Annotated in this window: 30 protein-coding genes; 23 read left to right on the plus strand and 7 right to left on the minus strand. The window is 37.8% G+C overall.

Annotated elements, in window-relative coordinates; all coding sequences use genetic code 11:
- Positions 1–58 precede the first annotated feature (58 nt).
- The gene (locus tag AC4NPH_RS12635) at positions 59–1,825 is read left to right on the plus strand and encodes a peptidoglycan D,D-transpeptidase FtsI family protein (RefSeq protein WP_053487743.1); all 1,767 of its coding nucleotides are present in this window, start codon (positions 59–61) and stop codon (positions 1,823–1,825) included.
- Between the two features lie 117 nt (positions 1,826–1,942).
- A complete protein-coding gene (locus tag AC4NPH_RS12640; protein WP_063672712.1) occupies positions 1,943–2,608 on the plus strand; it encodes a YrrS family protein in 666 nt (221 codons plus the stop codon).
- A gap of 13 nt (positions 2,609–2,621) precedes the next feature.
- On the opposite strand, the gene AC4NPH_RS12645 is transcribed toward AC4NPH_RS12640, so the two are convergent.
- Positions 2,622–2,837, minus strand: a complete 216-nt coding sequence (locus AC4NPH_RS12645; protein ID WP_013059275.1) for a DUF2536 family protein — start codon at positions 2,835–2,837, stop codon at positions 2,622–2,624.
- 139 nt (positions 2,838–2,976) lie between these two features.
- Between AC4NPH_RS12645 and AC4NPH_RS12650 the strand changes: the two genes are divergently transcribed.
- The 6 genes from AC4NPH_RS12650 (at position 2,977) to AC4NPH_RS12675 (ending at position 7,375) form a co-directional block, all read left to right on the plus strand.
- Positions 2,977–3,618, plus strand: coding sequence for a class I SAM-dependent methyltransferase (locus AC4NPH_RS12650; RefSeq protein ID WP_013059274.1), 642 nt, complete (start codon positions 2,977–2,979; stop codon positions 3,616–3,618).
- A 17-nt stretch (positions 3,619–3,635) separates the two neighbouring features.
- The gene (gene mtnN, locus AC4NPH_RS12655) at positions 3,636–4,331 is read left to right on the plus strand and encodes a 5'-methylthioadenosine/S-adenosylhomocysteine nucleosidase (RefSeq protein ID WP_013059273.1); all 696 of its coding nucleotides are present in this window, start codon (positions 3,636–3,638) and stop codon (positions 4,329–4,331) included.
- Positions 4,332–4,473: 142 nt separating this feature from the next.
- Positions 4,474–5,397: a PLP-dependent cysteine synthase family protein gene (locus AC4NPH_RS12660; RefSeq protein ID WP_029320142.1), complete on the plus strand. Its 924-nt coding sequence runs from the start codon at positions 4,474–4,476 to the stop codon at positions 5,395–5,397.
- Position 5,398: 1 nt separating this feature from the next.
- Complete coding sequence (locus tag AC4NPH_RS12665) at positions 5,399–6,532, plus strand: bifunctional cystathionine gamma-lyase/homocysteine desulfhydrase (protein ID WP_013059271.1); 1,134 nt, start codon at positions 5,399–5,401, stop codon at positions 6,530–6,532.
- An 81-nt stretch (positions 6,533–6,613) separates the two neighbouring features.
- Complete coding sequence (locus AC4NPH_RS12670; RefSeq protein ID WP_098314700.1) at positions 6,614–6,844, plus strand: YrhC family protein; 231 nt, start codon at positions 6,614–6,616, stop codon at positions 6,842–6,844.
- Between the two features lie 390 nt (positions 6,845–7,234).
- Positions 7,235–7,375: a YrzI family small protein gene (locus tag AC4NPH_RS12675; protein WP_013059269.1), complete on the plus strand. Its 141-nt coding sequence runs from the start codon at positions 7,235–7,237 to the stop codon at positions 7,373–7,375.
- A 170-nt stretch (positions 7,376–7,545) separates the two neighbouring features.
- Here the strand turns inward: AC4NPH_RS12675 and sigK are convergent, their stop codons facing one another.
- Positions 7,546–8,274, minus strand: coding sequence for an RNA polymerase sporulation sigma factor SigK (gene sigK, locus AC4NPH_RS12680; RefSeq protein WP_013059268.1), 729 nt, complete (start codon positions 8,272–8,274; stop codon positions 7,546–7,548).
- Positions 8,275–8,489: 215 nt separating this feature from the next.
- Between sigK and AC4NPH_RS12685 the strand changes: the two genes are divergently transcribed.
- Positions 8,490–8,636, plus strand: coding sequence for a hypothetical protein (locus AC4NPH_RS12685; protein ID WP_013059267.1), 147 nt, complete (start codon positions 8,490–8,492; stop codon positions 8,634–8,636).
- 175 nt (positions 8,637–8,811) lie between these two features.
- On the opposite strand, the gene pssA is transcribed toward AC4NPH_RS12685, so the two are convergent.
- Entirely contained in the window at positions 8,812–9,351 is a 540-nt protein-coding gene (pssA, locus tag AC4NPH_RS12690) for a CDP-diacylglycerol--serine O-phosphatidyltransferase (protein WP_013059266.1), read from the minus strand.
- Positions 9,352–9,465: 114 nt separating this feature from the next.
- Between pssA and AC4NPH_RS12695 the strand changes: the two genes are divergently transcribed.
- Complete coding sequence (locus AC4NPH_RS12695) at positions 9,466–10,248, plus strand: phosphatidylserine decarboxylase (protein WP_029320147.1); 783 nt, start codon at positions 9,466–9,468, stop codon at positions 10,246–10,248.
- 73 nt (positions 10,249–10,321) lie between these two features.
- Here the strand turns inward: AC4NPH_RS12695 and AC4NPH_RS12700 are convergent, their stop codons facing one another.
- Positions 10,322–10,462 carry a sporulation histidine kinase inhibitor Sda gene (locus tag AC4NPH_RS12700; RefSeq protein WP_013059264.1) on the minus strand — a complete coding sequence of 47 codons (141 nt, stop codon included), beginning with the start codon at positions 10,460–10,462 and terminating at the stop codon, positions 10,322–10,324.
- Between the two features lie 549 nt (positions 10,463–11,011).
- On the opposite strand from AC4NPH_RS12700, the gene AC4NPH_RS12705 reads away from it, so the two are divergent.
- Genes AC4NPH_RS12705 through AC4NPH_RS12740 form a run of 8 tightly spaced genes read left to right on the plus strand, consistent with a single transcriptional unit; the run spans position 11,012 to position 16,104 of the window.
- Positions 11,012–11,524, plus strand: coding sequence for a YqeG family HAD IIIA-type phosphatase (locus AC4NPH_RS12705; RefSeq protein WP_013059263.1), 513 nt, complete (start codon positions 11,012–11,014; stop codon positions 11,522–11,524).
- A 3-nt stretch (positions 11,525–11,527) separates the two neighbouring features.
- The gene (gene yqeH / locus AC4NPH_RS12710) at positions 11,528–12,634 is read left to right on the plus strand and encodes a ribosome biogenesis GTPase YqeH (protein WP_013059262.1); all 1,107 of its coding nucleotides are present in this window, start codon (positions 11,528–11,530) and stop codon (positions 12,632–12,634) included.
- A 19-nt stretch (positions 12,635–12,653) separates the two neighbouring features.
- Positions 12,654–13,493 (plus strand): shikimate dehydrogenase, encoded by an 840-nt coding sequence (aroE, locus tag AC4NPH_RS12715; protein WP_016765605.1) that lies wholly within the window; start codon positions 12,654–12,656, stop codon positions 13,491–13,493.
- A gap of 18 nt (positions 13,494–13,511) precedes the next feature.
- Entirely contained in the window at positions 13,512–13,811 is a 300-nt protein-coding gene (gene yhbY / locus AC4NPH_RS12720; protein WP_013059260.1) for a ribosome assembly RNA-binding protein YhbY, read from the plus strand.
- A gap of 60 nt (positions 13,812–13,871) precedes the next feature.
- Positions 13,872–14,444, plus strand: coding sequence for a nicotinate-nucleotide adenylyltransferase (locus AC4NPH_RS12725; RefSeq protein WP_013059259.1), 573 nt, complete (start codon positions 13,872–13,874; stop codon positions 14,442–14,444).
- A complete protein-coding gene (yqeK, locus tag AC4NPH_RS12730) occupies positions 14,431–15,003 on the plus strand; it encodes a bis(5'-nucleosyl)-tetraphosphatase (symmetrical) YqeK (RefSeq protein ID WP_013059258.1) in 573 nt (190 codons plus the stop codon). The genes AC4NPH_RS12725 and yqeK overlap by 14 nt, the downstream gene beginning before the upstream one ends.
- A complete protein-coding gene (rsfS, locus tag AC4NPH_RS12735; RefSeq protein ID WP_013059257.1) occupies positions 14,996–15,349 on the plus strand; it encodes a ribosome silencing factor in 354 nt (117 codons plus the stop codon). The genes yqeK and rsfS overlap by 8 nt, the downstream gene beginning before the upstream one ends.
- On the plus strand, positions 15,346–16,104 hold the full coding sequence (locus tag AC4NPH_RS12740; RefSeq protein WP_013059256.1) for a class I SAM-dependent DNA methyltransferase: 759 nt from the start codon (positions 15,346–15,348) through the stop codon (positions 16,102–16,104). Before rsfS ends, AC4NPH_RS12740 begins: the two co-directional genes overlap by 4 nt.
- A 40-nt stretch (positions 16,105–16,144) precedes the next feature.
- Here the strand turns inward: AC4NPH_RS12740 and comER are convergent, their stop codons facing one another.
- Positions 16,145–16,975, minus strand: coding sequence for a late competence protein ComER (comER, locus tag AC4NPH_RS12745; RefSeq protein WP_098803702.1), 831 nt, complete (start codon positions 16,973–16,975; stop codon positions 16,145–16,147).
- An 87-nt stretch (positions 16,976–17,062) separates the two neighbouring features.
- Here comER and AC4NPH_RS12750 point away from each other — a divergent pair, with 87 nt between their 5' ends.
- From AC4NPH_RS12750 to AC4NPH_RS12760, 3 genes are all read left to right on the plus strand, one after another.
- The gene (locus tag AC4NPH_RS12750) at positions 17,063–17,707 is read left to right on the plus strand and encodes a helix-hairpin-helix domain-containing protein (RefSeq protein ID WP_335482057.1); all 645 of its coding nucleotides are present in this window, start codon (positions 17,063–17,065) and stop codon (positions 17,705–17,707) included.
- 96 nt (positions 17,708–17,803) lie between these two features.
- The gene (locus tag AC4NPH_RS12755; protein WP_071270564.1) at positions 17,804–18,370 is read left to right on the plus strand and encodes a ComE operon protein 2; all 567 of its coding nucleotides are present in this window, start codon (positions 17,804–17,806) and stop codon (positions 18,368–18,370) included.
- Between the two features lie 68 nt (positions 18,371–18,438).
- Positions 18,439–20,730 (plus strand): DNA internalization-related competence protein ComEC/Rec2, encoded by a 2,292-nt coding sequence (locus AC4NPH_RS12760; protein WP_013059252.1) that lies wholly within the window; start codon positions 18,439–18,441, stop codon positions 20,728–20,730.
- A 57-nt stretch (positions 20,731–20,787) separates the two neighbouring features.
- On the opposite strand, the gene AC4NPH_RS12765 is transcribed toward AC4NPH_RS12760, so the two are convergent.
- Positions 20,788–20,922 carry a YqzM family protein gene (locus tag AC4NPH_RS12765; RefSeq protein ID WP_013059251.1) on the minus strand — a complete coding sequence of 45 codons (135 nt, stop codon included), beginning with the start codon at positions 20,920–20,922 and terminating at the stop codon, positions 20,788–20,790.
- 326 nt (positions 20,923–21,248) lie between these two features.
- Here AC4NPH_RS12765 and holA point away from each other — a divergent pair, with 326 nt between their 5' ends.
- Complete coding sequence (holA, locus tag AC4NPH_RS12770; RefSeq protein ID WP_098197272.1) at positions 21,249–22,265, plus strand: DNA polymerase III subunit delta; 1,017 nt, start codon at positions 21,249–21,251, stop codon at positions 22,263–22,265.
- A 34-nt stretch (positions 22,266–22,299) separates the two neighbouring features.
- On the opposite strand, the gene rpsT is transcribed toward holA, so the two are convergent.
- Positions 22,300–22,566: a 30S ribosomal protein S20 gene (rpsT, locus tag AC4NPH_RS12775; RefSeq protein WP_013059249.1), complete on the minus strand. Its 267-nt coding sequence runs from the start codon at positions 22,564–22,566 to the stop codon at positions 22,300–22,302.
- Positions 22,567–22,822: 256 nt separating this feature from the next.
- Between rpsT and gpr the strand changes: the two genes are divergently transcribed.
- Positions 22,823–23,935: a GPR endopeptidase gene (gene gpr, locus AC4NPH_RS12780; protein ID WP_013059248.1), complete on the plus strand. Its 1,113-nt coding sequence runs from the start codon at positions 22,823–22,825 to the stop codon at positions 23,933–23,935.
- The last annotated feature ends 18 nt before the right edge of the window (positions 23,936–23,953 follow it).

A 23,953-nucleotide genomic window follows, 5' to 3' on the forward strand; every position in this document is an offset into this window, starting at 1 on the left:
AGATAATGGTTTTAAAAGTAATGGCAACGTCGACACTTGTAAAGAGTGAGGTGTAGTCATGAAAATAATTCACAAGCGAATTTATATTACTCTTATTTTTATTTTATTATTAATTAGTGGACTGGGAGCACGGCTTGTTCAACTCCAGCTTGTCAGCACAGAATCTTTTACTGACAAAAAGATTAACTTAATTGAAGGAAGCGTAAAACAGCGTACGCAGGAAATGGTGGTAGATGACGGGCGAGGGAAATTTGAAGATAAAAATGGACAGTCTTTAACATCTATCACGCATAATCGCTTAGTCCTGTTTCCATTTTTAGAAAAAATGAAGTGGCCTGTTCAGCAAGTAAGTGAAATCGTGGGAATGCAACCAAAGGAACTAACGAACAGACTAGCGAATGCTAAAACACCGGTTGTTATTACAAAAGAATTATCCCATGCACAAGTCGAAAAAATAAATGCATTAAAGGTACCTGGCGTATTTGGAATTCCTCTAAAAGATGAGCGTCCAGTTCCTCTTGCTGAACATTTAATCGGACTAGAGGCACAAAGCAAACAAATAATTGAAGAGAAGTATAGTGACAAATTGAAAAATGGAGCAATTAAATCAACTACGCCTGTAGGTATCTCAGGGATGCAGAGGGCTTTTGACGAGTTTTTGCTGCCTGAACAGGAGTCTAAGCTCCTTTATCATGTTGATCGCCTAGGTGGGCCTATGTTTGGCATCGATGTAAAATACACGGGTACAGCTAACCCTTATTATCCAGTCAGTGTGCGTACGACGCTTGATTTGTCTGCTCAGGAGCTGGTGGAGAATACATTAAATCATTATAAGTTAAAAGACGGAGGAGCTGTCTTAATTGATATAAAAAATAATAAAGTAATTGCGATGGCCAGCAGGCCTTCGATTAATAAGAAAGATCCATTTAAAAAGCAAAATGGTTCAGACAGCGTAGAAAATCGTTTGCTGACGCCACAAACTCCTGGATCTATATTTAAAACCGTAACAGCTGCTGCAGCGCTTGAACAAAATAAAATTCAGCCTTCTTTGACCTATAACTGCGATAAAAGTATTTATGGCAATAATGTAGAAGAAGATCATCAAAAAGGGCAGCTGACGTTTGAAGAAAGCTTCGCGCAAAGTTGTAATGCAACGTTTGCCCAGCTAGCAAAAGAAATGATAATATCTAATCCGAATATCCTTGAACAATATGCTGATAAGTTAGGGCTTATTCAGCCTGTAGGATGGACAGGTGATGTGTTCCACTTTGAACATTTTAAGCAGTTTTTAGGAGAAAAATCGGGAAGAGTTTGGACAAATACAAGAGAAAAAAAAGTACCAAATGCTGTAGCGCAAACGGCAATTGGGCAGCTTGATGTAAAAGTGACTCCGCTTGCAGTAGCAAATATGATGGCGACAATTGCACGTGGAGGAGAAAAGAAACAGGTAAAAGCTGTAGATGCGCTAGAGTATAAAAACAACACGTCATTGTATACGTTTAAAGAGCATGAGCTAAAAGGAGATACCATTAATAAAGCCACAGCTGCTTCTATGCAGCAGCTTTTAAAAGGTGTCGTACAGAGCGAAAAAGGAACAGGAAGAAGATTTCAAACGCTTCCTTATGAAGTGGCAGGAAAGTCAGGAACTGCTGAAATCAGTGTGAAAGACGATATCGTCAATAAATGGTTTGCCGGTTACTTTCCTGCAGATGATCCAAAATATGCAATGGTAGTAGTGGATTTAAATACAAAAAGTGCGATATCTCCCACAAACAGCGTATTTTATGATATTGTTAAAGGGATGTATGACTTAAATACACGTTAAAACAAGAAGAATTTGTAAAAAATATTACAAATATACTTCAAATAAATTTTGATGCTTCATGTATAAGAAAACACATGTTAGAATAAAGCATTATAAAAGTTGGAGGAAATTGTAGCAATGAATAACAATCGTTCTTCAAGACACGAAAACAAAGAAAAAAAAGTAAACCGATTATATAATCTGTTAATTGCTGTCGTAGCAGTTTTAATTGTATTTGTCGGTGGTACGATGATTCTTGGAAACAAGGATAAATCGGATAACCAAGCGGAAACAACTCAAAACAATCCGCAAACAAATGACCAAAAAACGGACAAGACGGCTAAAAAAGACGATGATTCTTCGAAAGATGATCAAGCAACAGATGATCAAGCAACGGACGATCAAAGTTCTGAAGATGACCAAAGCTCTGAAGATGATCAAGCAACAGATGAAGAATCAAACGAATCAGATTCACAGGCTGAAGTAGAGAAAAATCCAGAGCCTGGCGTGGCAGAACGCAAGGTAGATCCTTCATGGGATTCAGTAGGTACGTCACAAGATGCACCTGCAGCAACATATAAAAAAGGATCAACGGATTGGAACGAAATGCTAAAAGCTGTAGGCGAAGGGTCAGGCATTAGCCCAAGCAACATGACCGTATGGCGTTTAGGGAATAACGGTGGCGTAGGTAAAGCGGTAGCTACGGTTAGTCCTAAAGGCAACTCCTCAACAAAATACCGCGTTCAAATTGAATGGGTAGATGGAGAAGGCTGGAAGCCCGCAGTGGTAGACAAGCTTCAATAAGAAAAGCAGCGCGCTAGCGCTGCTTTTTTAATTTGAAATGAACAACTGCAGAGTACAGTTTTTTACCTTGTTCATAGTCCACAGACATTTGATGAGATACGCTGTGCACCTCAAGCAAAATCGCTTTATTTTGATCAATTTTTTCAGCAATTTGTTTCTCAAGTATTTTAACATCAGGCGCTTCAAAAAATTCTATTTTATCTTCAATCATTTCAAATTCAAAGTTCATCTTACGACCTCCTTACTTCATTACTATAGTATAGCAAATAGAAAGTTAAAAGCTTAAAATAATTTGTAAATGAAGAACAAACGATAGCTAAAAACATACTATATCCATAAGAATTATTAGTTATGAGGAGGCGTTTTTTATGGGTCTAGAGTTTTTAGATATCTTTGAAAAGTGGGCGAATGAGTATGATGCATCGGTAAGCGGGAAAGATGAACAGTATAGAGAAGTGTTTCGCAATTATAATGAAATCTTAGAATATGTAGCAGACCGTTCAATAGGGCATGTGATAGAATTTGGAACAGGGACTGGAAACTTAACAAAAAAACTGTTAGAAAAAGAACTGACTGTAGTAGGAATTGAACCTTCAGTACCAATGAGACAATTGGCACACCAGAAATTAGGGGCAGATGTTTTAGTCACACCAGGAGACTTTTTACAATTTGATACATCATTGTTTCCAGCAGAGAGCTTAGTTAGTACGTATGCTTTTCATCATTTAACAGATAAAGAAAAAGAAGAAGCTGTGATAAACTATGGAAAGTTACTTCAAACCGGTGGTAAAATAGTGTTTGCTGATACAATGTTTGAAACAGCGGATTCATTTGCTGATACCATTGTTCAGGCAAAACAAAAAGGATATACGCAACTAGCAGAAGATCTAGAGAGGGAATACTATACAACGATTCCCGTCTTAAAGCAAATCTTTGAAAGCAATGGTTTTCACATAACCTTTACACAATTTAATCACTTTGTGTGGGTATTGGAGGCAACGAAACAATAGTAGAAAGAGGTTTTAAAATGAAAGTAGCAATCATTGGAGCAATGGAAGAAGAAGTGACGATTTTACGCGATAAAATTGAAAATCGTCAAGAAACAGTAATCGCAGGATGTGAATACTCAACAGGAACAATTAGCGGTGTGGAGGTTGTATTATTAAAATCAGGTATTGGAAAAGTAAATGCTGCGTTATCTACAGCCATCTTACTAGAGAAGTTCAAACCTGATTACGTTATTAACACAGGATCAGCAGGCGGCTTCCATCCAGAGTTAAACGTAGGGGATGCGGTTATTTCAACAGAAGTTCGTCATCATGATGTAGATGTAACGGTATTCAACTATGAATACGGTCAAGTGCCAAACTTGCCTGCAGCTTTTAAAGCAGATGACAAACTAGTTCGTCTTGCTGAAGAAAGTGCTCTTGAAGTAACGGATATGAAAATTGTAAAAGGACTAATTGCTACAGGAGATTCGTTCATGAACGATCCTGTGCGCGTAGAGTTTGTTCGCTCTAAGTTTCCAGACCTGTATGCAGCTGAAATGGAAGCGGCGGCTGTTGCTCAAGTATGCTATCAATTTGGCGTACCGTTTGTTATTCTTCGTGCTCTTTCTGACATCGCCGGCAAAGAATCAAATGTTTCTTTTGAGCAATTTTTAGAAAAAGCAGCTGTTAATTCAACGAAATTAGTATTGAATTTTATTACAAAATTAAAATAAGCTGTTCGTAAAATATAGAGTTTGTTTTCGTCTACACTCTGCATCGTTTATCATAACATGGGGTGTAGACTATATTTTTACCTTAATTCCGACTTTATTTATAGGTTAAGTTATATTATTTGATAGCGAGGTGTTCAAGATTATGAAGGTAGCCAAAAACATTCATGAATTGATTGGAAACACACCTATGATTGAGATTACACAATTTGATTTACCTAGAGAAATCAGGATATTTGCTAAACTGGAATATGTTAATCCAGGAGGAAGTGTAAAAGATCGTTTAGGAAAAGAACTGATGCAAGAAGCTCTTAGCTCTGGAAGACTGAAGCGAGGCGGAACGGTGGTTGAGCCTACTGCTGGAAATACGGGGATTGGGCTGGCTTTAGCTGCTCTTCAGCACGAAATAAACGTCATACTATGTGTTCCAGAAAAATTCAGTATTGAAAAACAGCAGCTTATGAAGGCTTTGGGGGCAACTGTGGTTCAAACACCTACTGAAGCTGGTATGAAAGGTGCTATAAACAAGGCTCAAGAGCTGCTGCGTGAAATACCTGGTTCTTATTGTCCTCAGCAGTTTGCTAATCCGGCCAATCCTATGACTTATTACAAAACCTTAGGGCCAGAAATATATGAACAGCTTGATGGAAAAATCGACGTGTTTGTAGCTGGAGCAGGTACAGGTGGAACATTTATGGGTACAGCAAAATTTTTGAAAGAAAAAAATCCTTCTCTAAAAACAGTCATTGTGGAGCCAGAAGGTTCGATTTTAAACGGAGGGAAATCCGGCCCTCACTTAACTGAAGGAATTGGAATGGAGTTCATCCCTGATTATATGGAGCGGTCTTATTTTAATGCTATTCATACTGTTGAAGATGTTTATGCTTTTCAAAGAGTGAAAGAGCTGGCTTTAAAAGAAGGGTTACTAGTAGGGAGCTCTTCAGGAGCAGCCTTCGAAGCAGCCCTGCTCGAAGCAAAAAATGCAGAAAAAGGCGCTCATATCGTCACCATTTTTCCCGATAGCAGCGAACGGTACTTAAGTAAAAATATTTACAGTGGAGGAAGATAAGATGAAACGTAAAACACAATTAATTCATGGTGGAATTGTTGGCGATGAACAGACGGGTGCTGTCTCTGTTCCTATTTATCAAGTGAGCACTTATAAACAAGAGGGAGCTGGAAAACATACGGGATACGAATATTCGAGAACCGGTAACCCTACACGACACGCCTTAGAAGAACTTATCAAAGAAATTGAAGGAGGATATGCGGGGTTTGCGTTTGGATCTGGTATGGCAGCTACTACTGCTGTATTCATGCTGTTTAACAGCGGAGATCATGTGCTAATTACAGATGACGTATACGGAGGAACGTACCGAGTGATTACAAAAGTGCTGAGCCGTATTGGCATTGAAGCTACTTTTATTGATACAAGCGACATCGAAAATATTAAGAAAGAAATTCGCCCCAACACAAAAGCTATTTATATCGAGACTCCCACGAATCCTCTCCTAAAAATTACTGACTTGCAGCAGGCTTCTTCAGTAGCTAAACAGCATCATTTACTTACCATCGTTGATAACACATTCAGTACCCCGTATTGGCAAAACCCTATCGAAAAAGGTGCGGATATCGTTCTGCACAGTGCAACTAAGTATCTAGGCGGCCACAGTGACGTTGTAGCAGGGCTAGCTGTTGTGAATTCGCCTAAATTGGCAGAAGACCTTCATTTTATTCAAAATGCGACTGGAGGCATTTTAGGACCCCAAGATTCTTGGCTTTTGATGAGGGGGATTAAAACATTAGGAATACGAATGGAAGAACATGAATTCAACACTGGGAAAATAGTAGAATTTTTACTTGCTCATCCTGCTGTTACAAAAGTATATTATCCAGGATTAAAAACCCACCCAAACCACCTTATTGCTAAAAAGCAAGCAAGAGGTTTTGGGGGAATGGTTTCTTTTGATGTGGGAAGCGAAGAGAAAGCGGAACAAGTACTGAGCAAAGTGAAATATTTTACATTAGCAGAAAGTTTAGGAGCCATTGAAAGCCTTATTTCCATTCCTTCTAAAATGACTCATGCTTCTATACCGAGCGACCGACGTAAAGAGCTAGGAATTACAGATGGATTAATTCGTATTTCTGTAGGCCTTGAAGATGTAGAAGATTTAATTGAAGACTTAGAAGAGGCATTGAAATGATTATGGTAAAAATAGGATTTTTATAGACCTATAGATCTATGATAGAGTAGAGTTATAACATTCTACTGAGAAGGTGATTGTATGAAAGCTCAACACATCAAAGCAAAAATTGAAGATTACAGCCGCTTTATTTACGTCCTTCTAGCCGTAAGTACATTCTTGTACATTGGTGTTATGATTGGCCAAGGTGAAAAAAGTGATATACAGCTTGGAATAATGGAAGCGATCGTTATTCTTTTTGCCGCCCTTGCCTTTTATTTTAGTTATCAAACTAAAAAACTGAAAAAAGAACTAATGAAAGAAAAAGAATAATAGATGTAAAAAGGCGATTATACATCGTCTTTTTTTTATGAGGGTTGAAAAAATAAAAAAATTCCCTATTTTTCAAAAAAACAGTTTACTTTTTATGAGTCCGTGGATATAATTACCATTGTAAGGAAAATACTTTATTAAAAGGAGGTCGAGTCATATGTTAAGACGTTTATCAGTTATGGGTCATCCAGTTTCAACTATGTTCAAAAATCGTCTATATACGTATACTATTCGGCCGTGTTCCTGTATCAAGTAACTTTCTTACTTTGATCATTAAAACACGTTAATTCACCACAGGTGCGAATAGTAGCCCTGTGGTTTTTATTATTTTTCAGCCACAGGATGCTTATGCATTACTGTGGCTTTTTTGTGTATAAGGAGGTGATTGTAATGACACTGAACATTTTCTTTTTAACTATTACCATAAAGTCCCGTCAATACTCAGAGGCAGAAATTAAGCATGAACAGTATGTAAGACAATTAGAAGAAGAAATAAAAGACCGCAAGTATGAGTTTTATCGTCATTTCTAATTTGAACAGTGGAAAGGAGTGGATGAATGATGATTAATCAAAAAGGATATATCGTTGTATGGCTGCTTGTGGAGAAAGATTCCACCTAAATGATTAGTAGGGGGAGTAATGATGTGTTTGCTACGGATTATTATTTGGAAATTATTTTAAAAAAAGAGCGGAAAGAAGGATTAATTCTCCTTCTTTCCGCTCTTTTTTTTCTCTTTTTCGGCTCTGTAAAATTCGTGAAACATTTTCATCAGCGCTCGCTTTTCAATTCGCGAAACATAACTTCTTGAAATATTTAATTCTTTTGCAATTTCTCGCTGGGTTTTTTCATCCTGCAGATCCAAACCGAAGCGGCCAACAATTACTTCCTTTTCTCGATCATCGAGAATATCGATGTATTCTTTTATTTTTTCTAATTCCATATTTAGTTGAATCATATCAATTACATCGTCTGATTCTGATTTTAATACATCAATCAAACTGATTTCATTTCCTTCTTTATCCTGGCCAATTGGATCATGGAGCGACACATCTTTTTTTGTTTTTTTGAGCGCTCGCAAGTGCATCAATATTTCATTTTCAATACATCGTGCGGCATAAGTAGCTAATTTTGTTCCTTTTCCTTGCGAATAACTTTCGATTGCTTTAATTAAACCGATTGTCCCAATTGAAATTAAATCTTCCGCATCCTCTCCCGTGTTTTCAAACTTTTTAACAATATGCGCAACGAGCCGGAGATTGTGTTCAATAAGAAGGTTTCGCGCTTCTTGATCTCCTTGTTCCATTAAAGATAAATATCTCTTTTCTTCAGCAGCAGACAAGGGTTGAGGAAACGCATTGTTTTTTACGTAGGAAACAAGGAAAACCAATTCTTTAAAGAAATAGCCTAGTGCGGTAAATAATGCAGACATCTCTTCACCTCCATAAGGGGATATCAACCTGTGAGAGACTAACATTACACTATATGTAAAAAGAAGGATGTCTTTGCCTGTACGTTTAAAATTCCCCCGGGGACAAGAGAGTTTGAAAAAGTCCACAGATTTTTCTTTAGAGATAGTTACCAGCCTATACAGGGGAAAAGTATGTACATACGCTAGTAGTAGTTTATAGTGTAAGGAGGGAGAGTATGTACGGTTACGGAGGCTGCTGTTATCCTAATTATCCAGCTTACCCATGTGGAGGAGGCTTCGGCTGGGGACTTGGATTGTTGATTGTTCTGTTTGTCCTGTTATTAATTTTCGGAAGCTTCTATTGGTTTAGCTGCTGGTATTAAAAAAAACTCATGCATGCGCATGAGTTTTTTTAGATGACATATCCTACCGAATAGAACCATTCATTTTTAAGAATTCTTAAGGAATTTTCGCTTTGTTTCTTAAAGAAGATGATTTATTCTATAATTAAGAAAAGAAGCAAGACGATAATATTCCTCTATAAAAGTAAATAGAGCTCTATACTTTTTTTAGCTTGAAAGTACTAATCATCAAGCAAGCGAGTACGATAATTAAAAACATATAAAAGTGTGAAGGCAAATAAGGGACGCCTAAGTAGCTAAGAGTTAATAAACAACCTGCTGCGGTAATAGGGAGCCCTGTAAAATACCCAGTATTTTCTGTGATGTTAAAGCGGGCAAGACGAAGTGCTCCGCAAGCAATGTAACAGATGGTAACAATTGAACCTGCAGCACCAAAGTGAGATAAAATACTTTGATAAAGTAGTAGAGCTGGAGCGATGCCAAATGATATAATATCGCACATGGAGTCCAGTTGTTTTCCAAGTTCAGATTCAATTTGCAGCTTTCTGGCTACCATGCCGTCGAATCGGTCTGCTAACGCTGCTAAAAAAATTAGTAATAAACTTAAGTTCAATTCATTTTTCATGACAAATAAAATAGCAAAGCTTCCTAAACTTAAATTAACAATCGTTAAGGAGTTTGCCGCTTGGGATCTCAGCTTTTTAATTGTATGATCTAGATAGTCTAATAAAAACAATTTCCTCACTCCTTTAAAGGATGGAATGAACTAAAGGTAAAAATAATGGTAATTTCATTGTAGACGCAAACCTTATTCTAGTAAAGAACTATTCAGTATGTGGAGGTAAAATTATTGTTGCAGCACCTGTATCGAACGTTTATTGAGCTTACGAATCACCAAGGATCATCGAAGCTCATTCGAAAATTCACTTTCTCTAAATGGAGTCGGTTTGTTATACCCTCCTATACAAAAGTTTTTAAAGTAAATAAAGAAGAAATGGACAAGCCTCTGCATCACTATCAAAACTTACATGAGCTATTTATTCGCCGTTTGAAACCTTCTGCCCGTCCGGTCGATCAGCAGAAAGACAGCGTTGTCAGTCCTGTAGATGCAAAGATAGAAGCATATGGAGTCATTACGCCTCAAAAAGAAATGATTGTAAAAAACAAACCTTATTCTATACAGGAAATGGTTTCAAATGATCTCGTTCTTGAAAAATATATAGAGGGACAGTTTATTATCCTCTACCTTAGTCCGAAAGACTATCATCGCATTCACAGCCCTCTTAAAGCCCAAGTGGGGGATACGTGGACCGTTGGACAAAAGTCTTATCCAGTAAATTCATTAGGAATCAAATACGGGAAAGAACCGCTTGTGAAAAATTTCCGGAAGCTCACGGAGTTAACATTTGAAAATGGTCACATGCTGATGGTAAAAGTAGGAGCCATGTTTATCAACAGTATTGAAGCGGTTTCTAAAAAAGAAGTAGTCGAAAAAGGGGAAGAAATGGCTTACTTCACGTTTGGCTCGACTGTCATTTTATTATTTGAGAAGAACTCAATCACTTTTGCTTCTAATGTTTACTCAGGTTCTTACGTAAAATGTGGAGAACCAATTGCTCATTTGAAAAAATAGAGCCTATATAATAAAAGAGTAGATAGATAAATGAAGATGCAGCTTTCTTTTATTAAGAAGGCTCTTTTATTCGTTAAGAAGGAATTTGTATGCTAATCTTTAATGATCTTCTTTCAATTTCCTCTTCAATTAATTTTATAAAATCAGGGCTTAATTGCAGTTCAGTTGCTTTGCTGTATGATTCAATAAGCAGCTCATCTGATAATTTTCTCATAAGATTGCCGCCACCTCCTACTAAAATAAATATCCTAAAAAGTTATATTTAAATGCTAATAAATTCCTTATTTATAATCTAACATGAATCAAATAAAGGAACAATCGTTCTGTTATCCACAGCTTTCGGTGGATAAAATGTGGGTATGTTGTTTATAATTACCATTAATTGCTGAACTATAACAGAGGATAATGTGTATAACCTTATCCACATAATTGGGCTTATCAATTTTTGTCGAAAACTTTTAACGGAATTTGTTTACCACTTACCCTATTTGATAAGTAATAAACGTTTTCTGCACTATTTTTTATTTTAAGTTTGCAGTGGGTGAATATATCGTAAGCTCACGAACAAATGGAGTTTTACTACCTTTTGTCAATAACTTTCTGTATAAAGTTAAAGCATTCACAAGGCATATCCTTTATACTAAGAAAAGACCTGTTTTTGAAGAGAATAAAATTTTAGGTTGGAAAATAACAAGAAGTCGTTATAATGATAGACGGCGTTAATTTTAGTATGTAACTATATATTCGAGGTGCATGATACGTGTTGAAACTTTTTTTACCAAATGAACATGTGAAAAACGTGTTTCAAATTAAGCCAGACGATTTGAAAGAGCGCGGAATAAAAGGAATTATTACCGACTTAGATAACACGTTGGTGGAATGGGATCGCCCTGATGCCACTCCGGAATTAATTGAGTGGTTTCAGTTAATGAAAGATAGTGGAATTAAAATTACGATTGTATCGAATAATGTGGAGAAACGAGTCAAGCTGTTTTCAGATCCAGTTGGACTTCCATTTGTATATAAAGCACGCAAACCGATGCGTAAAGCATTTAGAAGAGCTCTTCGTGATATGGAGCTGCAAAAAGATGAGGTTGTAGTTATTGGTGACCAGCTTTTAACGGATGTATTAGGAGGAAATCGTCTCGGCGTATATACGGTTTTGGTTGTACCAGTTGCGCAAACAGATGGATTTGTAACGAAATTTAACCGTAAAATGGAACGAAGAATTCTAGGTTGGATGAAACGAAAAGGTATGATTAACTGGGAGGATTAAAACGTGAGTGAAGAAAAATTACAGTGCGTAGGATGCGGAGTGGAGATTCAAACAGAACGACCGGATGAACTTGGCTATGCTCCAAAATCAGCACTAGAAAAAGAAGCTATTATTTGCCAGCGATGCTTTCGCTTGAAGCATTATAATGAAGTACAAGATGTTTCCTTAACAGACGATGATTTTTTAAAAATCTTAAATGGAATTGGTCAAACGGACGGTTTAGTTGTAAAAGTTGTAGATATCTTTGACTTTAACGGCAGCTGGTTACCTGGTTTGCATCGATTTGTTGGAAATAACAAGGTTCTTTTAGTGGGAAATAAAGCGGATTTACTGCCAAAGTCTATAAAGAAAAATAAACTAATTCATTGGATGAAGCGAGAAGCGAAAGAGCTTGGGCTAAAATCAGTGGATGTGTTTCTCATGAGCGCGCAAAAAGGACAAGGAATTCGAGAAATTGCCGAAGCCATTGAACATTATCGCGAAGGTAAAGATGTATATGTTGTGGGATGTACAAACGTTGGTAAATCAACATTTATTAATGCCATTATTAAAGAAGTAACGGGAGAAAAAGATATTATTACCACATCTCAATATCCGGGCACAACGCTGGATATGATTGATATCCCGCTTGATAACGGCGCGTCTTTATATGATACGCCTGGTATTATTAATCACCATCAAATGGCTCACTATGTAGATAAACGAGACTTAAAGCTAATTTCTCCTAAAAAAGAAATAAAGCCGAAGGTTTATCAGCTAAATGAAGGGCAAACGTTATACTTTGGAGGACTGGCGCGCTTAGATTATGTACAGGGAGGCCGCAAGTCATTAACATGTTATGTATCGAACGATTTGCATATCCATCGTACGAAGCTTGAAAAAGCAGATGAGCTGTATGAAAAGCAAGCAGGTGAACTGCTTCAGCCGCCGCGCCCAGAGCAAATGGATGAGTTTCCTGAACTGGTTGCACATGAATTTACAATAAAAAATGAAAAAACGGATATTGTTTTTTCAGGGCTTGGCTGGGTGACGGTTAATGAGTCAGGTTCAAAAGTTGTGGCGCATGCACCAAAAGGAGTCGGCGTATTTGTGCGCGATTCTTTAATTTAAACAAAAAGGGGAAAAAATCTTGAGTACATTATATGGGCTAGTTGGTTATCCGCTTGGGCATTCACTATCGCCATTGATGCAAAATGACGCCTTTAAACGTCTGAATATGGATGCTCATTATGAAGCTTTTCCAATTGAACCTGTTCATTTTGAGTCAGCCATTGGAGAGCTAAAAGATAAAAACATTCAAGGATTTAATGTCACGATTCCTTATAAAGTTGATATTATGAAGCATTTGGATGAAGTCGATCCATTAGCAAAGGCAATTGGCGCTGTAAATACAGTTGTTAATCAAGATGGCCGTTATATTGGATACAATACCGACGGAGAGGGGTATGTGACGTCTTTACTCAAAGCAGTAGAAGGCAGCTTATCCCAAAAAAGAATTTTAATTATTGGAGCTGGAGGAGCTGCAAAAGCTATTTTTTATACAATTGCCGCTCAGCATGCTCCCGAGGTAATTGCGATATGCAATCGTACCGTCGAAAAAGCAGCTGTATTAGCTAACGAGCTGCCTTTTTCGACGAAAACGGCGGCGATGTCTATTTCTGATGCGGAAAAACAATTAGATACATTCGATATTATTATTAATACCACTTCAGTGGGAATGTATCCTAACGTTGATGAGCTGCCATTAGCACTTACTTTATTGCAAAAAGAAGCCGTAGTCAGCGATATTATTTACAACCCTTTAAAAACAAAGCTTTTAAAAGAGGCTGAAGCAAAAGGGGCAGGCACTCATAACGGTGTCGGTATGTTTGTACTGCAAGGTGCACTTGCATTTGAAAAGTGGACGAACGTCCGTCCTGACGAAGAGGCAATGGAACACATTGTTCTTTCAACACTAACTAAGAGATAAGATACAACGGAGGTTTTTATGTTAACAGGTAAACAAAAACGTTTTTTACGTTCAAAAGCACATCATTTAAATCCAATTTTCCAAGTAGGAAAAGGTGGAGTCAACGAAAATATGATTGGTCAAATTGCTGATGCATTAGAAGCAAGAGAATTATTAAAAGTAAGCATTCTGCAAAACTGTGACGAAGATCGTGACACGGTTGCTGCTCGATTAACAAAAGGAACAAAAGCAGAGCTTGTACAAGTGATTGGAAATACAATTGTATTATATAAAGAATCACGCGAAAATAAGCAGTTAATGCTTCCAAAAGTGAAATGAAATAGAGCGGGGAAACCCGCTCTATTTAAAAATGAAGTAAATTAAAGGAGTCGGGGATTGTTGAAGAGTATTGGAATTTTAGGTGGAACATTCAATCCGCCTCATTTGGGGCATTTAATGATGGCAAATGAGGTTTTGCATGCCTTGAAATTAGATGAGATATGGTTCATGCCGTCGTATATTCCACCTCATAAAACAATCAAAGAGCCTATTGAGCCATATCATCGTTTACAAATGCTAAAGCTAGCTATTGAAGAACATGATCAATTTACCCTGCAGCCGATTGAATTTGAGCGCAAAGAGCCTTCATATACATATGATACGATGAGAATACTAACGGAGAAGTATCCAACGTATCAGTTTCATTTCATCGTTGGTGCTGATATGGTAGAATATTTGCCGAAGTGGTATGAAATTGATGAATTAGTCAATTTGGTTACATTTGTAGGTGTAAAACGCCCGGGGTATACCATTACGTCCCCTTACCCGATAAAAGAAGTAGAAGTTCCGCAGTTTGATGTCTCCTCTTCCTTTATTCGCGAACGAGTAGTAAAGAAAGAAACCATTCGTTATTTTATACCTGCTGGTGTTAAACAATATATCGAGGAGAATCAATTATATGAATCGAACTGAGGCATTAGAAATCGTAAAGAAACAGTTAACAGAACGTCGTTATATTCATACTGTCGGGGTAATGGAAACAGCAATTGAATTAGCTAAGCGTTTTGAAGCAGACGAAAAAAAAGCAGAACTGGCTGCTATTTTTCATGACTATGCCAAGTTTCGTCCAAAGGAAGAGATGAAGCAAATTATTATTGATCAAAACATGAACCCTTCTTTATTGGAATACAATACCGAATTATGGCATGCTCCAGTAGGCGCGTTTTTAGTGAGAAATGAAGTAGGGATTACGGATAAGGAAGTATTGGATGCGATTGCTTACCATACATCCGGAAGACCTGGCATGACGTTACTTGAAAAAATTGTGTACGTTGCTGATTACATTGAACCCGGAAGGAGATTTCCAGGTGTTGATGAAGTGCGGGAGTTAGCTAAAATCGACTTAAATGCAGCACTTATTCAATCACTGAAAAACACCATTTCTTTTTTAATGACTAAACATCAGGCCGTTTATCCCGATACGATGATGACATATAATGATTTAATCTTAGGAGGTCAAACACATGACTGAACGTGAATTGCTATCTCTTGTTGTAGAAGCAGCAGACGATAAAAAAGCAATCGATATCGTAGCGTTAAATATGGAAGGAATCTCACTTGTGGCAGATTATTTTGTTATTTGTCACGGTAACTCAGATAAACAAGTGCAGGCAATTGCTCGTGAAATTAAAGAAAATGCACACGAACAAGGCATTTCTGTGAAGCGTTTAGAAGGATTTGAGCAGGCTAAGTGGGTTCTTGTTGATCTTGGAGATGTTGTGGTTCACATTTTCCATAAAGATGAGCGCGGATATTATAACTTAGAACGCTTATGGGGAGATGCACCATTTGTAAGTTCAGAAGAGCTACAGCTATGAGCAGGTACGGAGAATTTGCCTACGTATATGATCAGCTAATGGCAGACGTTCCGTATGACGATTGGGCTGAATTTTTTAATCAGCAGGTGGCAAAAGCGAAAACAAAGCCTGACAGTATATTAGACCTTGCCTGCGGCACGGGAGAACTCTCCGTTCGATTTGCACAAGAAGGTTTCTCCGTAGTAGGCGTTGATTTGTCTGATGATATGCTTATGGTAGCCCAGGAAAAGGCGACAGAAGCAGGGGTAACGCTATCTCTTTTTCAGCAAAACATGGCGGAACTTGAGTTATTGAAAGAGTTCGATTGTGTAGTAATCTTTTGTGATTCTTTGAACTATTTGCAAAGTGATAAAGAAGTTCAAGAAACCATTCAACGTGTATATAAGCACTTAAAACCAGGTGGGCTCTTTATATTTGATGTTCATTCAGTGCACAAGATGAAGGACGTATTTGGAAATCAATCTTTTTCTTACGTAGATGAAGACGTGTCATATATTTGGAACTGCACCTATGACGATACAGACATGCGCGTAGAGCATGATATTACGTTTTTTGCTTATGATGAAGAAATGGATGCATATCATCGCTTTGATGAGGTGCATGCTCAGCGCACTTGGTCGATTGACCATTATCAATCATGGCTGAGCGAAGCTGGTTTTATAAATATAGAAGTAAGTGCAGATTTCAAAATGAGTGAGCCTACTTCAAACAGTGAGCGCATCTTTTTCTCTGCGCAAAAAAAAGAAGCCGAGTAGAGGCTTCTTTTTTTGTTTCAAAGCAGGATTTCTACAGAAATTATGGAATAAGACTATCAAACTGATTGTGAACAAGCTCAATGTCTTCGTCAAATTTTTCATGTGTTTTTTGAAATACGTGCACAAACATCTCTCCGAGTTCAGCTTCTAAAACTTTAATACCTTCTCCGGTTACACCGCCTTTTACGCATACTTTATCCTGCAAGGTAGGAAGCGTAAATATTTCTTTTTCCAACAGTTTTCCCATTCCAATAATCATATCACTGGCCATGACGGTAGCTTCTTCTTCAGAAATATTTGTTTCTTGAACTGCTGCATCAATAAAGCGTTGAAGCAAAAAGCTGAAGAATGCAGGACCGCAGCTTACGATATCGGATGATACGCGCGTAATCGTTTGATCAATAGCCACAGGCTTTGACATAGATGAAAATAATTCATGTAAATAATTTTGGTAAAAAGGCGTACATCTTTCTCCAAACGTGAAAAGAGAAACACCTGCTAATGCCCGATTCGTAATGCTAGGGATAATTCTAGCTGCTTGACTCGGAACGAGGCGTTCGATTTGTTCTACGCTAATTGGACTGGTAATGGATACAATGCAGTGATCTTTCGTCAGAAGTGGTTCTAATTTTATTAAAAGGGGGTGAATATCCAATGGCTTAACACAAATAAAAATGACTTTGGATGCGTGAACAACTTCTTCAGCTGTATCAGCAACATGAATTTTTTTATGCTGCTGTTGAATCTTTTTGGCTCTTTTTTTTGTGCGATTCATAATAGTAATTTTAGAAGGACGTACGGCTTTTGATTCAATAAACGCATCAATTAATATTTTCCCCATGTTTCCTGTTCCGATAAACCCTATGTTCACTGATTCATTCCCTCCTTCAAAAGCCTTTTCTTCTAAACACTATGAAGACGTAATGGAATTTATGACGTTACTTCAAAATTCAAAGGAGTGTACAATTTGACTTTTTCAAAAAAACAATGGCTAATTGGGTGTATTTGCTTAGCAGTTAGCTTGGCTTTTTATATCTATCGCACAGGCGGAGAGAAACCGGAAAGTTCTCTTCAAACCTCAGATATGATAAAGGCAGAATCTTCTGCTGCAAAAAAAGAAGGAGAGTCGTCTGATCAAGTAATTTCGAGCCAAGATTCCCCGTTTGTTATGGTGGATATTAAAGGAGCTGTTCAGAAGCCTGGTGTATACCAGCTTCCGAAAGATGCAAGGGTAAAAGATGCTCTAGCACAAGCCGGAGGCGCTACGAAAGAAGCGGACTTAAGACAGCTCAATTTAGCTAGCAAGCTACAAGATGAAATGGCTGTTTACATCCCAGCTGCTGGAGAAGAAATCCCGCCTTCATCTCCAGTTTCTTCAATCTCTTCCTCAGGAACTTCAAATGATCAGCCCCTTGTTAATATCAATACAGCGAACACTGATGAACTACAAACGCTAAATGGTATTGGACCTTCAAAAGCGAGTGCCATCGTTTCATATCGAGAGGAAAATGGCTTGTTTCAAACAGTAGAGGATTTGGGGCAAGTATCAGGTGTTGGCGAGAAGTCGCTAGAAAAAATCAAAGCTCAAATTACGGTACAGTAGAGACTTATTGACGAAAAAGGAAAAGAAACGCTACACTATGAAAGAGACAAGTATAATTATAATTATTCAGTTTTAAATAAAAAGGTAGGGAATGAGATGAACCGGATTTCATGGGATCAATATTTTATGGCACAAAGCCATTTGCTAGCTTTAAGAAGCACTTGTGAACGTCTGGCTGTTGGGGCTACAGTGGTGCGTGATAAACGTATTATAGCTGGAGGATACAACGGCTCGATCAGCGGAGGTGTGCATTGTGCTGACGAAGGCTGTTATGTGATTGATGGACACTGTGTAAGAACTGTCCATGCAGAAGTGAATGCACTCTTGCAGTGTGCTAAGTTTGGTGTAAAAACAGAAGATGCGGAAGTATACGTCACGCATTTTCCTTGTTTAAACTGCTGTAAAGCCCTTATTCAAGCGGGAATTAAAACAGTATATTACGCTAATGATTACAAAAATCATCCGTATGCTGTTGAGTTATTTCAACAGGCGGGAGTGAAAACAGCAAAAGTTGAACTTGATGAAGCAATCATTGACTTAAAAAGTAAAGAGAAGCTTCAATTTGTGACGGATGTTCTCGCTCGTTTAGAAAAAAGCGGAGCGGACGAAGCAGAAGTGATGAATTTACAGCGTGAAGCTCTCGCTTTGTTTACGGAAAATTAAAGGTAAAAGAGGTTTTTTACTTGGTAACAGTAAGGAGCCTCTTTCTTTTAAGAAGAAAGGAGCTAAAGGTGAAAGGATATTATATTTACTGTGCTTTTAGCATGATGATAGCTTTATATGTATATGATAATCATTCCGCTGTAAGCCTGTTTTTGCTAATCGTGCTTTTCATTTTTCAATGGCTACAATGTCCGAGGAAAGTGGTTATTGCTTCTGCACTGTTGAGTGTTTTGTGCGTCTACCTATTAGCTGAGACAAATAAGCATAACAAAACGGTTCTTTTAGCTGAATCTTCTTCTTTTACAGGCGAAATTTCCTCTGTTCCGCATAGTGACGGCGACAAGCTTACTTTTAAGTTTACGGTTCAAAATGAAGAGGTCATGGCTTTTTATAAACTAAAAACGTTGGAAGAGAAACAGCAGCTCGAAAAGCTAACGATTCATCAAGTTTGTCAACTAGGGGGGCAATTAACTTCTCCTTCACCTGCTCGCAACCTTCATGCATTTGATTATCAGCAATATTTGTACCATCAGTCTATTCATTGGCAGCTTAACGTCAAGGGACTTGATTTGGTAAAATGTCAGCTCCCCACTTTAACTCCACTTACGTACCTTACCTTTATTCGTCAAAAAGGAATTAATTATATTCAACAAAATATGTCGGATCCAGGCGCTGGGTTTATGCAGGCACTAATTTATGGCGAGCGCACTGGCATCGAAGAAGAGAGTATCAAGCGCTATCAGCAATTTGGTTTAATCCACTTGCTTGCCATATCAGGTCTTCATGTTGGACTGCTGACAGCGATGTGTTTTTATTTGCTCATTCGGATTGGAATAACGCGCGAGCGAGCCATTACGCTTTTACTTTTGCTTCTTCCTGTATACATGGTTTTGGCCGGTGGCAGCGCTTCAGTTGTCCGAGCTGTTTTTATGAGTATGCTGATGCTTATATCGATAAAAATACAAAGAAAAATTCTTTTGGTTGATAGCATCAGCCTTGCTTTTATGGCCATGCTGCTTTTTAAGCCGTACTATTTATTTGACGTAGGATTTCAGCTTTCTTTTGCCGTTAGTTTTGCATTGATTTTATCGAGTCAGACGATTTTACCTCGTTTTCATTCTTCTTTCAGCCAGCTCATGGTTGTTTCAGCGATTGCACAAATCAGTTCACTTCCTTTATTGTTGTACTATTTTTATGGAGTATCTCTCCTCAGTTTGCCATTAAATATGGTTTTTGTACCGCTGTTTTCTCTTGTTATATTACCTCTTTGTTTGCTCATTCTTTTTGTTCGTATCCTCTTGCCGGGAGTGAGTGAACTGCTGGAGCAAATTCTTCATGTTCTTTTACTTTTTTGTGAAAAATTGCTTGGCTTTTTTGAGTGGATTCCCGCTGATTTTGTAACGGGAAAACCCCACATTGTGCTGTTTTTGGGCATGTACTTATGCATTTATGCTGTATTTGTGGCGGTCGAAGAAGGAGGATTTTTCGTTCGCTATATGTTTCTTCTCGTGGCATTGTTAGCCGCACAATGTATGTATCCTTATTTGAATCCAAAAGGAACGGTCACAATGGTCGATGTAGGACAAGGAGACTGCTTTATCATTGAGCTTCCTTATCGAAAAGGTGTGTATATGATCGATACGGGAGGAACCGTTTCATTTCCAAAAGAACCATGGCAAAAACGTCGTTCTTCTTTTGACGTGGGAGAAGATGTACTTGTTCCCTTTTTGCATTCAAAAGGAATAACAAGGGTAGATAAAATGATTATCACACACGGCGATTATGATCACGCAGGGGCGGCACAGCATTTATTTTCACAAGTGGCTGTCGGGGAGCTGGTGCTTGGGAAAAAAGCTGAATTAAATGACGTAGAGACTGGATTGGTGATCGCTGCTCAAAAACAAAGAGTGCCTGTTCAAATTGTTCAACAAGGAGATAGCTGGCAAGAAGGAGGTGTGTTATTTCAGATTATTTCTCCGACAGGTTTCGAAGAAACGAGCAACAACGGCTCAATTGTAATAGACGCTAAGTTAGGAAATTTAAGATGGCTATTCACCGGAGATTTAGAAAAGGAAGGAGAACAAAGAATATTGAAAGACTCTCTAAACCTTAAAGCAGATGTATTAAAAGTTGGGCATCATGGCAGTAAAACCTCAACTTCAGAAGAGTTTGTTCAACATTTAAATCCTAAAGTAGCGCTTGTTTCAGCGGGACAAAAAAATCGTTATGGTCATCCTCATCAAGAAATATTAGAGCTTCTGAAAAGCTGCGGAGTGTATATTTATCGAACGGATGAAGATGGTGGGGTAATGTATAAATTTACAAAAAAGTCAGGAACGTTTTCGCAGCAACTTCCATAGTCTATAGTAAGAAAAACGAACTAAAAAAGACTGCTAAGAAGCAGCCTTGAAGCAATTTTACGAACCCAAGTAGTGAATCACAGTTGCAATAACAAATAAGGCAGTGAAAAAGCCAAATGAAACACCAAATCCTACGGCAGAATCGACAGCGTCGTTGCGTTTACTTTGGACACTTTCTTCAAATTGGTTCATTAACACCCCTCCTGTTTACAGTATAATCTAACTTTTTTTAAAAATCTAGACAATTTAAAAGCGTTTTCACAAACTGACAACAGTTAACAACTATACTTTATAGACATGAGGAGAAAATAGAGATAAGGGTTTAATCATTAACAAATAAGTAACCTAGGGCTTATATTGTTAATGTTTATCATAAACTGAGGAATTGTCGTTTTAAGGCAATTCCTTTTGTATTGTTGCCAAAAACTCATAACACCTTTACGATAGAAATTGTATTTTGTTTATCAGTAACTATACATAATCAATATAGATGAATAAAAAAGAGGAGCGTATATACGTTGGCAGTTGATAGCTTAAAAAGTATTACCAAAAATAATATAGCCCCCGTTTACTTAATACACGGGGTCAATGCATTTATGAGTAAAAAGATTAGAGATAAAATCGTCGACTATACGTTAAATGAAGAAGATAAAGAATTTAACTTGTCACTATACGATTTAGAAGAAACATCGATTGATCAAGTTCTAGAAGATGCTGAAACGCTTCCTTTTTTAGGAGACAAGCGTGTAGTGGTTGCGAAAAATGCAGCATTTTTAACGGCTGAAAAATCGAAAGATAAAGTAGAGCATGATCTAGCAAAACTGCAGCAATATGTGGAGCAGCCCCCGTCTTTTTCAACGTTAATTCTACTAGCCCCTTATGAAAAGCTGGATGAAAGAAAAAAAATAACAAAATTATTAAAAAAACAAGCAGCTTACATTGAAGCGAACGAATTTGGTGAAAAAGAAATGAAGCAGTGGATTCATAATTTACTTTCAAAAGATGGAGTGAATATGGATGAAGATGCTGTGACGCTGCTTATTCAGCTTGTGGGTCTTAATGTAACACTTGTGACAAATGAAATTGAAAAAATGGTGTTATATGTTGGACAAGACGGAGTCATTACAAAAGAAGTTGTGCTTAAGCTTGTGGCAAAAACGCTTGAACAAAATGTATTTACGCTTATTGACGCTGTTATTCAGCGAAAGGTTTCTACTGCTTTAAATATGTATCAGGATTTACTGCGTAATAACGAAGAGCCTATTAAAATTTTATCTTTGTTAGCGACGCAGTTTCGTTTGATTTATCATACGAAGCAGCTGTCTAGTCAAGGGTACGGTCAGCAGCAAATTGCTCAAACGATTAAGGTTCATCCGTTTCGTGTGAAAATTGCTTTGCAGCAGAGCAGAAGTTTTGAGGAACAGCAGCTTAAAAAAATTTTAAAGGATTTAGCAGAGGCAGATTATGAAATGAAGACGGGGAAAATGGATAAAGCGCTTATTTTACAGCTGTTTTTATTAAAAAGAGCGCAATAAAAAAACGATCCTAATGGGATCGTTTTTGTCTCAATTATGCAGATAAACCGTTAAGTTTTACTGCTAAGCGAGATTTTTGACGAGCTGCAGCATTTTTGTGGATAATACCAGATTGTGCAGCTTTGTCTAATTTTTTAGAAGCAACAGCAAATGCTGCTTTTGCGTTATCTACATCGTTGTTTTCAACTAAAGCTTCAAAGTTTTTGATTGCAGTACGCATAGCTGATTTAGCTTGAATGTTATGAGCACGGCGAGCTTCAGTAGTTTTTACACGTTTGATAGCTGATTTAATGTTTGGCATCCGTTTCACCTCCCGAAATGATAACAATCGAGATTATATAGAACTCGACATTCTTCACAATAAGAACAAAAGATATTTTATCAAACACAAGGACAGAATGCAATAGCCTTGACAAGGAATTTTATATGACAGAGCTCTCTTTAAAAGCTTGTAGCTGATATTGCGCCCTTCCTTCCACTTTTCATTTCTTAAATGCATGAATCTGCCAGTCCTCGGTGACAATAATTTCAACAAAGATTGTCTAGGAGGTTAAGAAATGGAAAAAGAACTTGATTTAAGTCAATATAGCGTGCGCACGGATTTAGCTGTCGAAGCAAAAGACATAGCGTTAGAAAATCAGCCTAAACCGAATAACCAGTCAGAAATCAAAGGCGTAATTGTAAAAGAAAAAGAAGAACAAGGTGTCAAAATCTCAATGGTAGAAATTACGGAAGAGGGCGCAGAAGCAATCGGTAAGAAAAAAGGCCGATATGTAACCCTTGAATCGGTAGGCATTCGCGAGCAGGATACTGAAAAGCAAGAGGCCATGGAAGAAGTATTTGCTAAAGAGCTGAATTTTTTTATTAAAAGCCTCAACATTCCAGATGATGCTAGCTGTCTTGTAGTGGGTCTTGGAAACTTAAGTGTTACACCAGATGCGCTTGGACCAAAGGCAGTAGATAATTTGTTGATTACAAGACATTTGTTTGAGCTACAGCCTGAAAGCGTGCAAGATGGCTTTAGACCCGTTAGCGCCATTGTTCCGGGAGTAATGGGAATGACGGGTATTGAGACAAGTGATATTATCTTTGGCGTTGTAAAGAAAGTGAATCCAGATTTTATCATTGCAATCGATGCGCTTGCCGCTCGTTCGATTGAACGGGTAAATGCTACCATTCAAATTTCAGATTCAGGTATTCATCCGGGGTCTGGGGTTGGAAACAAGCGCAAAGAAATCAGTTATGAAACACTTGGCATTCCAGTTATTGCAATAGGTATTCCAACGGTAGTGGATGCTGTTTCCATTACAAGCGATACAATTGACTTTATCTTAAAACATTTCGGCCGAGAAATGAAAGAGCAGGGAAAGCCGTCTAAGTCGCTGCTTCCATCCGGTATGACGTTTGGAGAAAAAAAGAAGCTCACGGAGGATGACTTACCCAATGAAGAGCAGCGTCAAACGTATCTCGGTATGATTGGCACCCTTCCAGATGAAGAAAAAAGACGTCTTATTCATGAAGTGCTTGCACCTTTAGGCCATAATTTGATGGTTACGCCAAAAGAAGTGGATATGTTTATTGAAGATATGGCTAATGTAGTTGCAGGAGGACTTAACGCTGCTTTGCATCATGAAGTGGATCAAGAGAACTTTGGGGCATATACTCATTAATACGCTTTTAGGTGAATG

Source organism: Priestia sp. MDV22-iso46 (genome assembly GCF_058629175.1).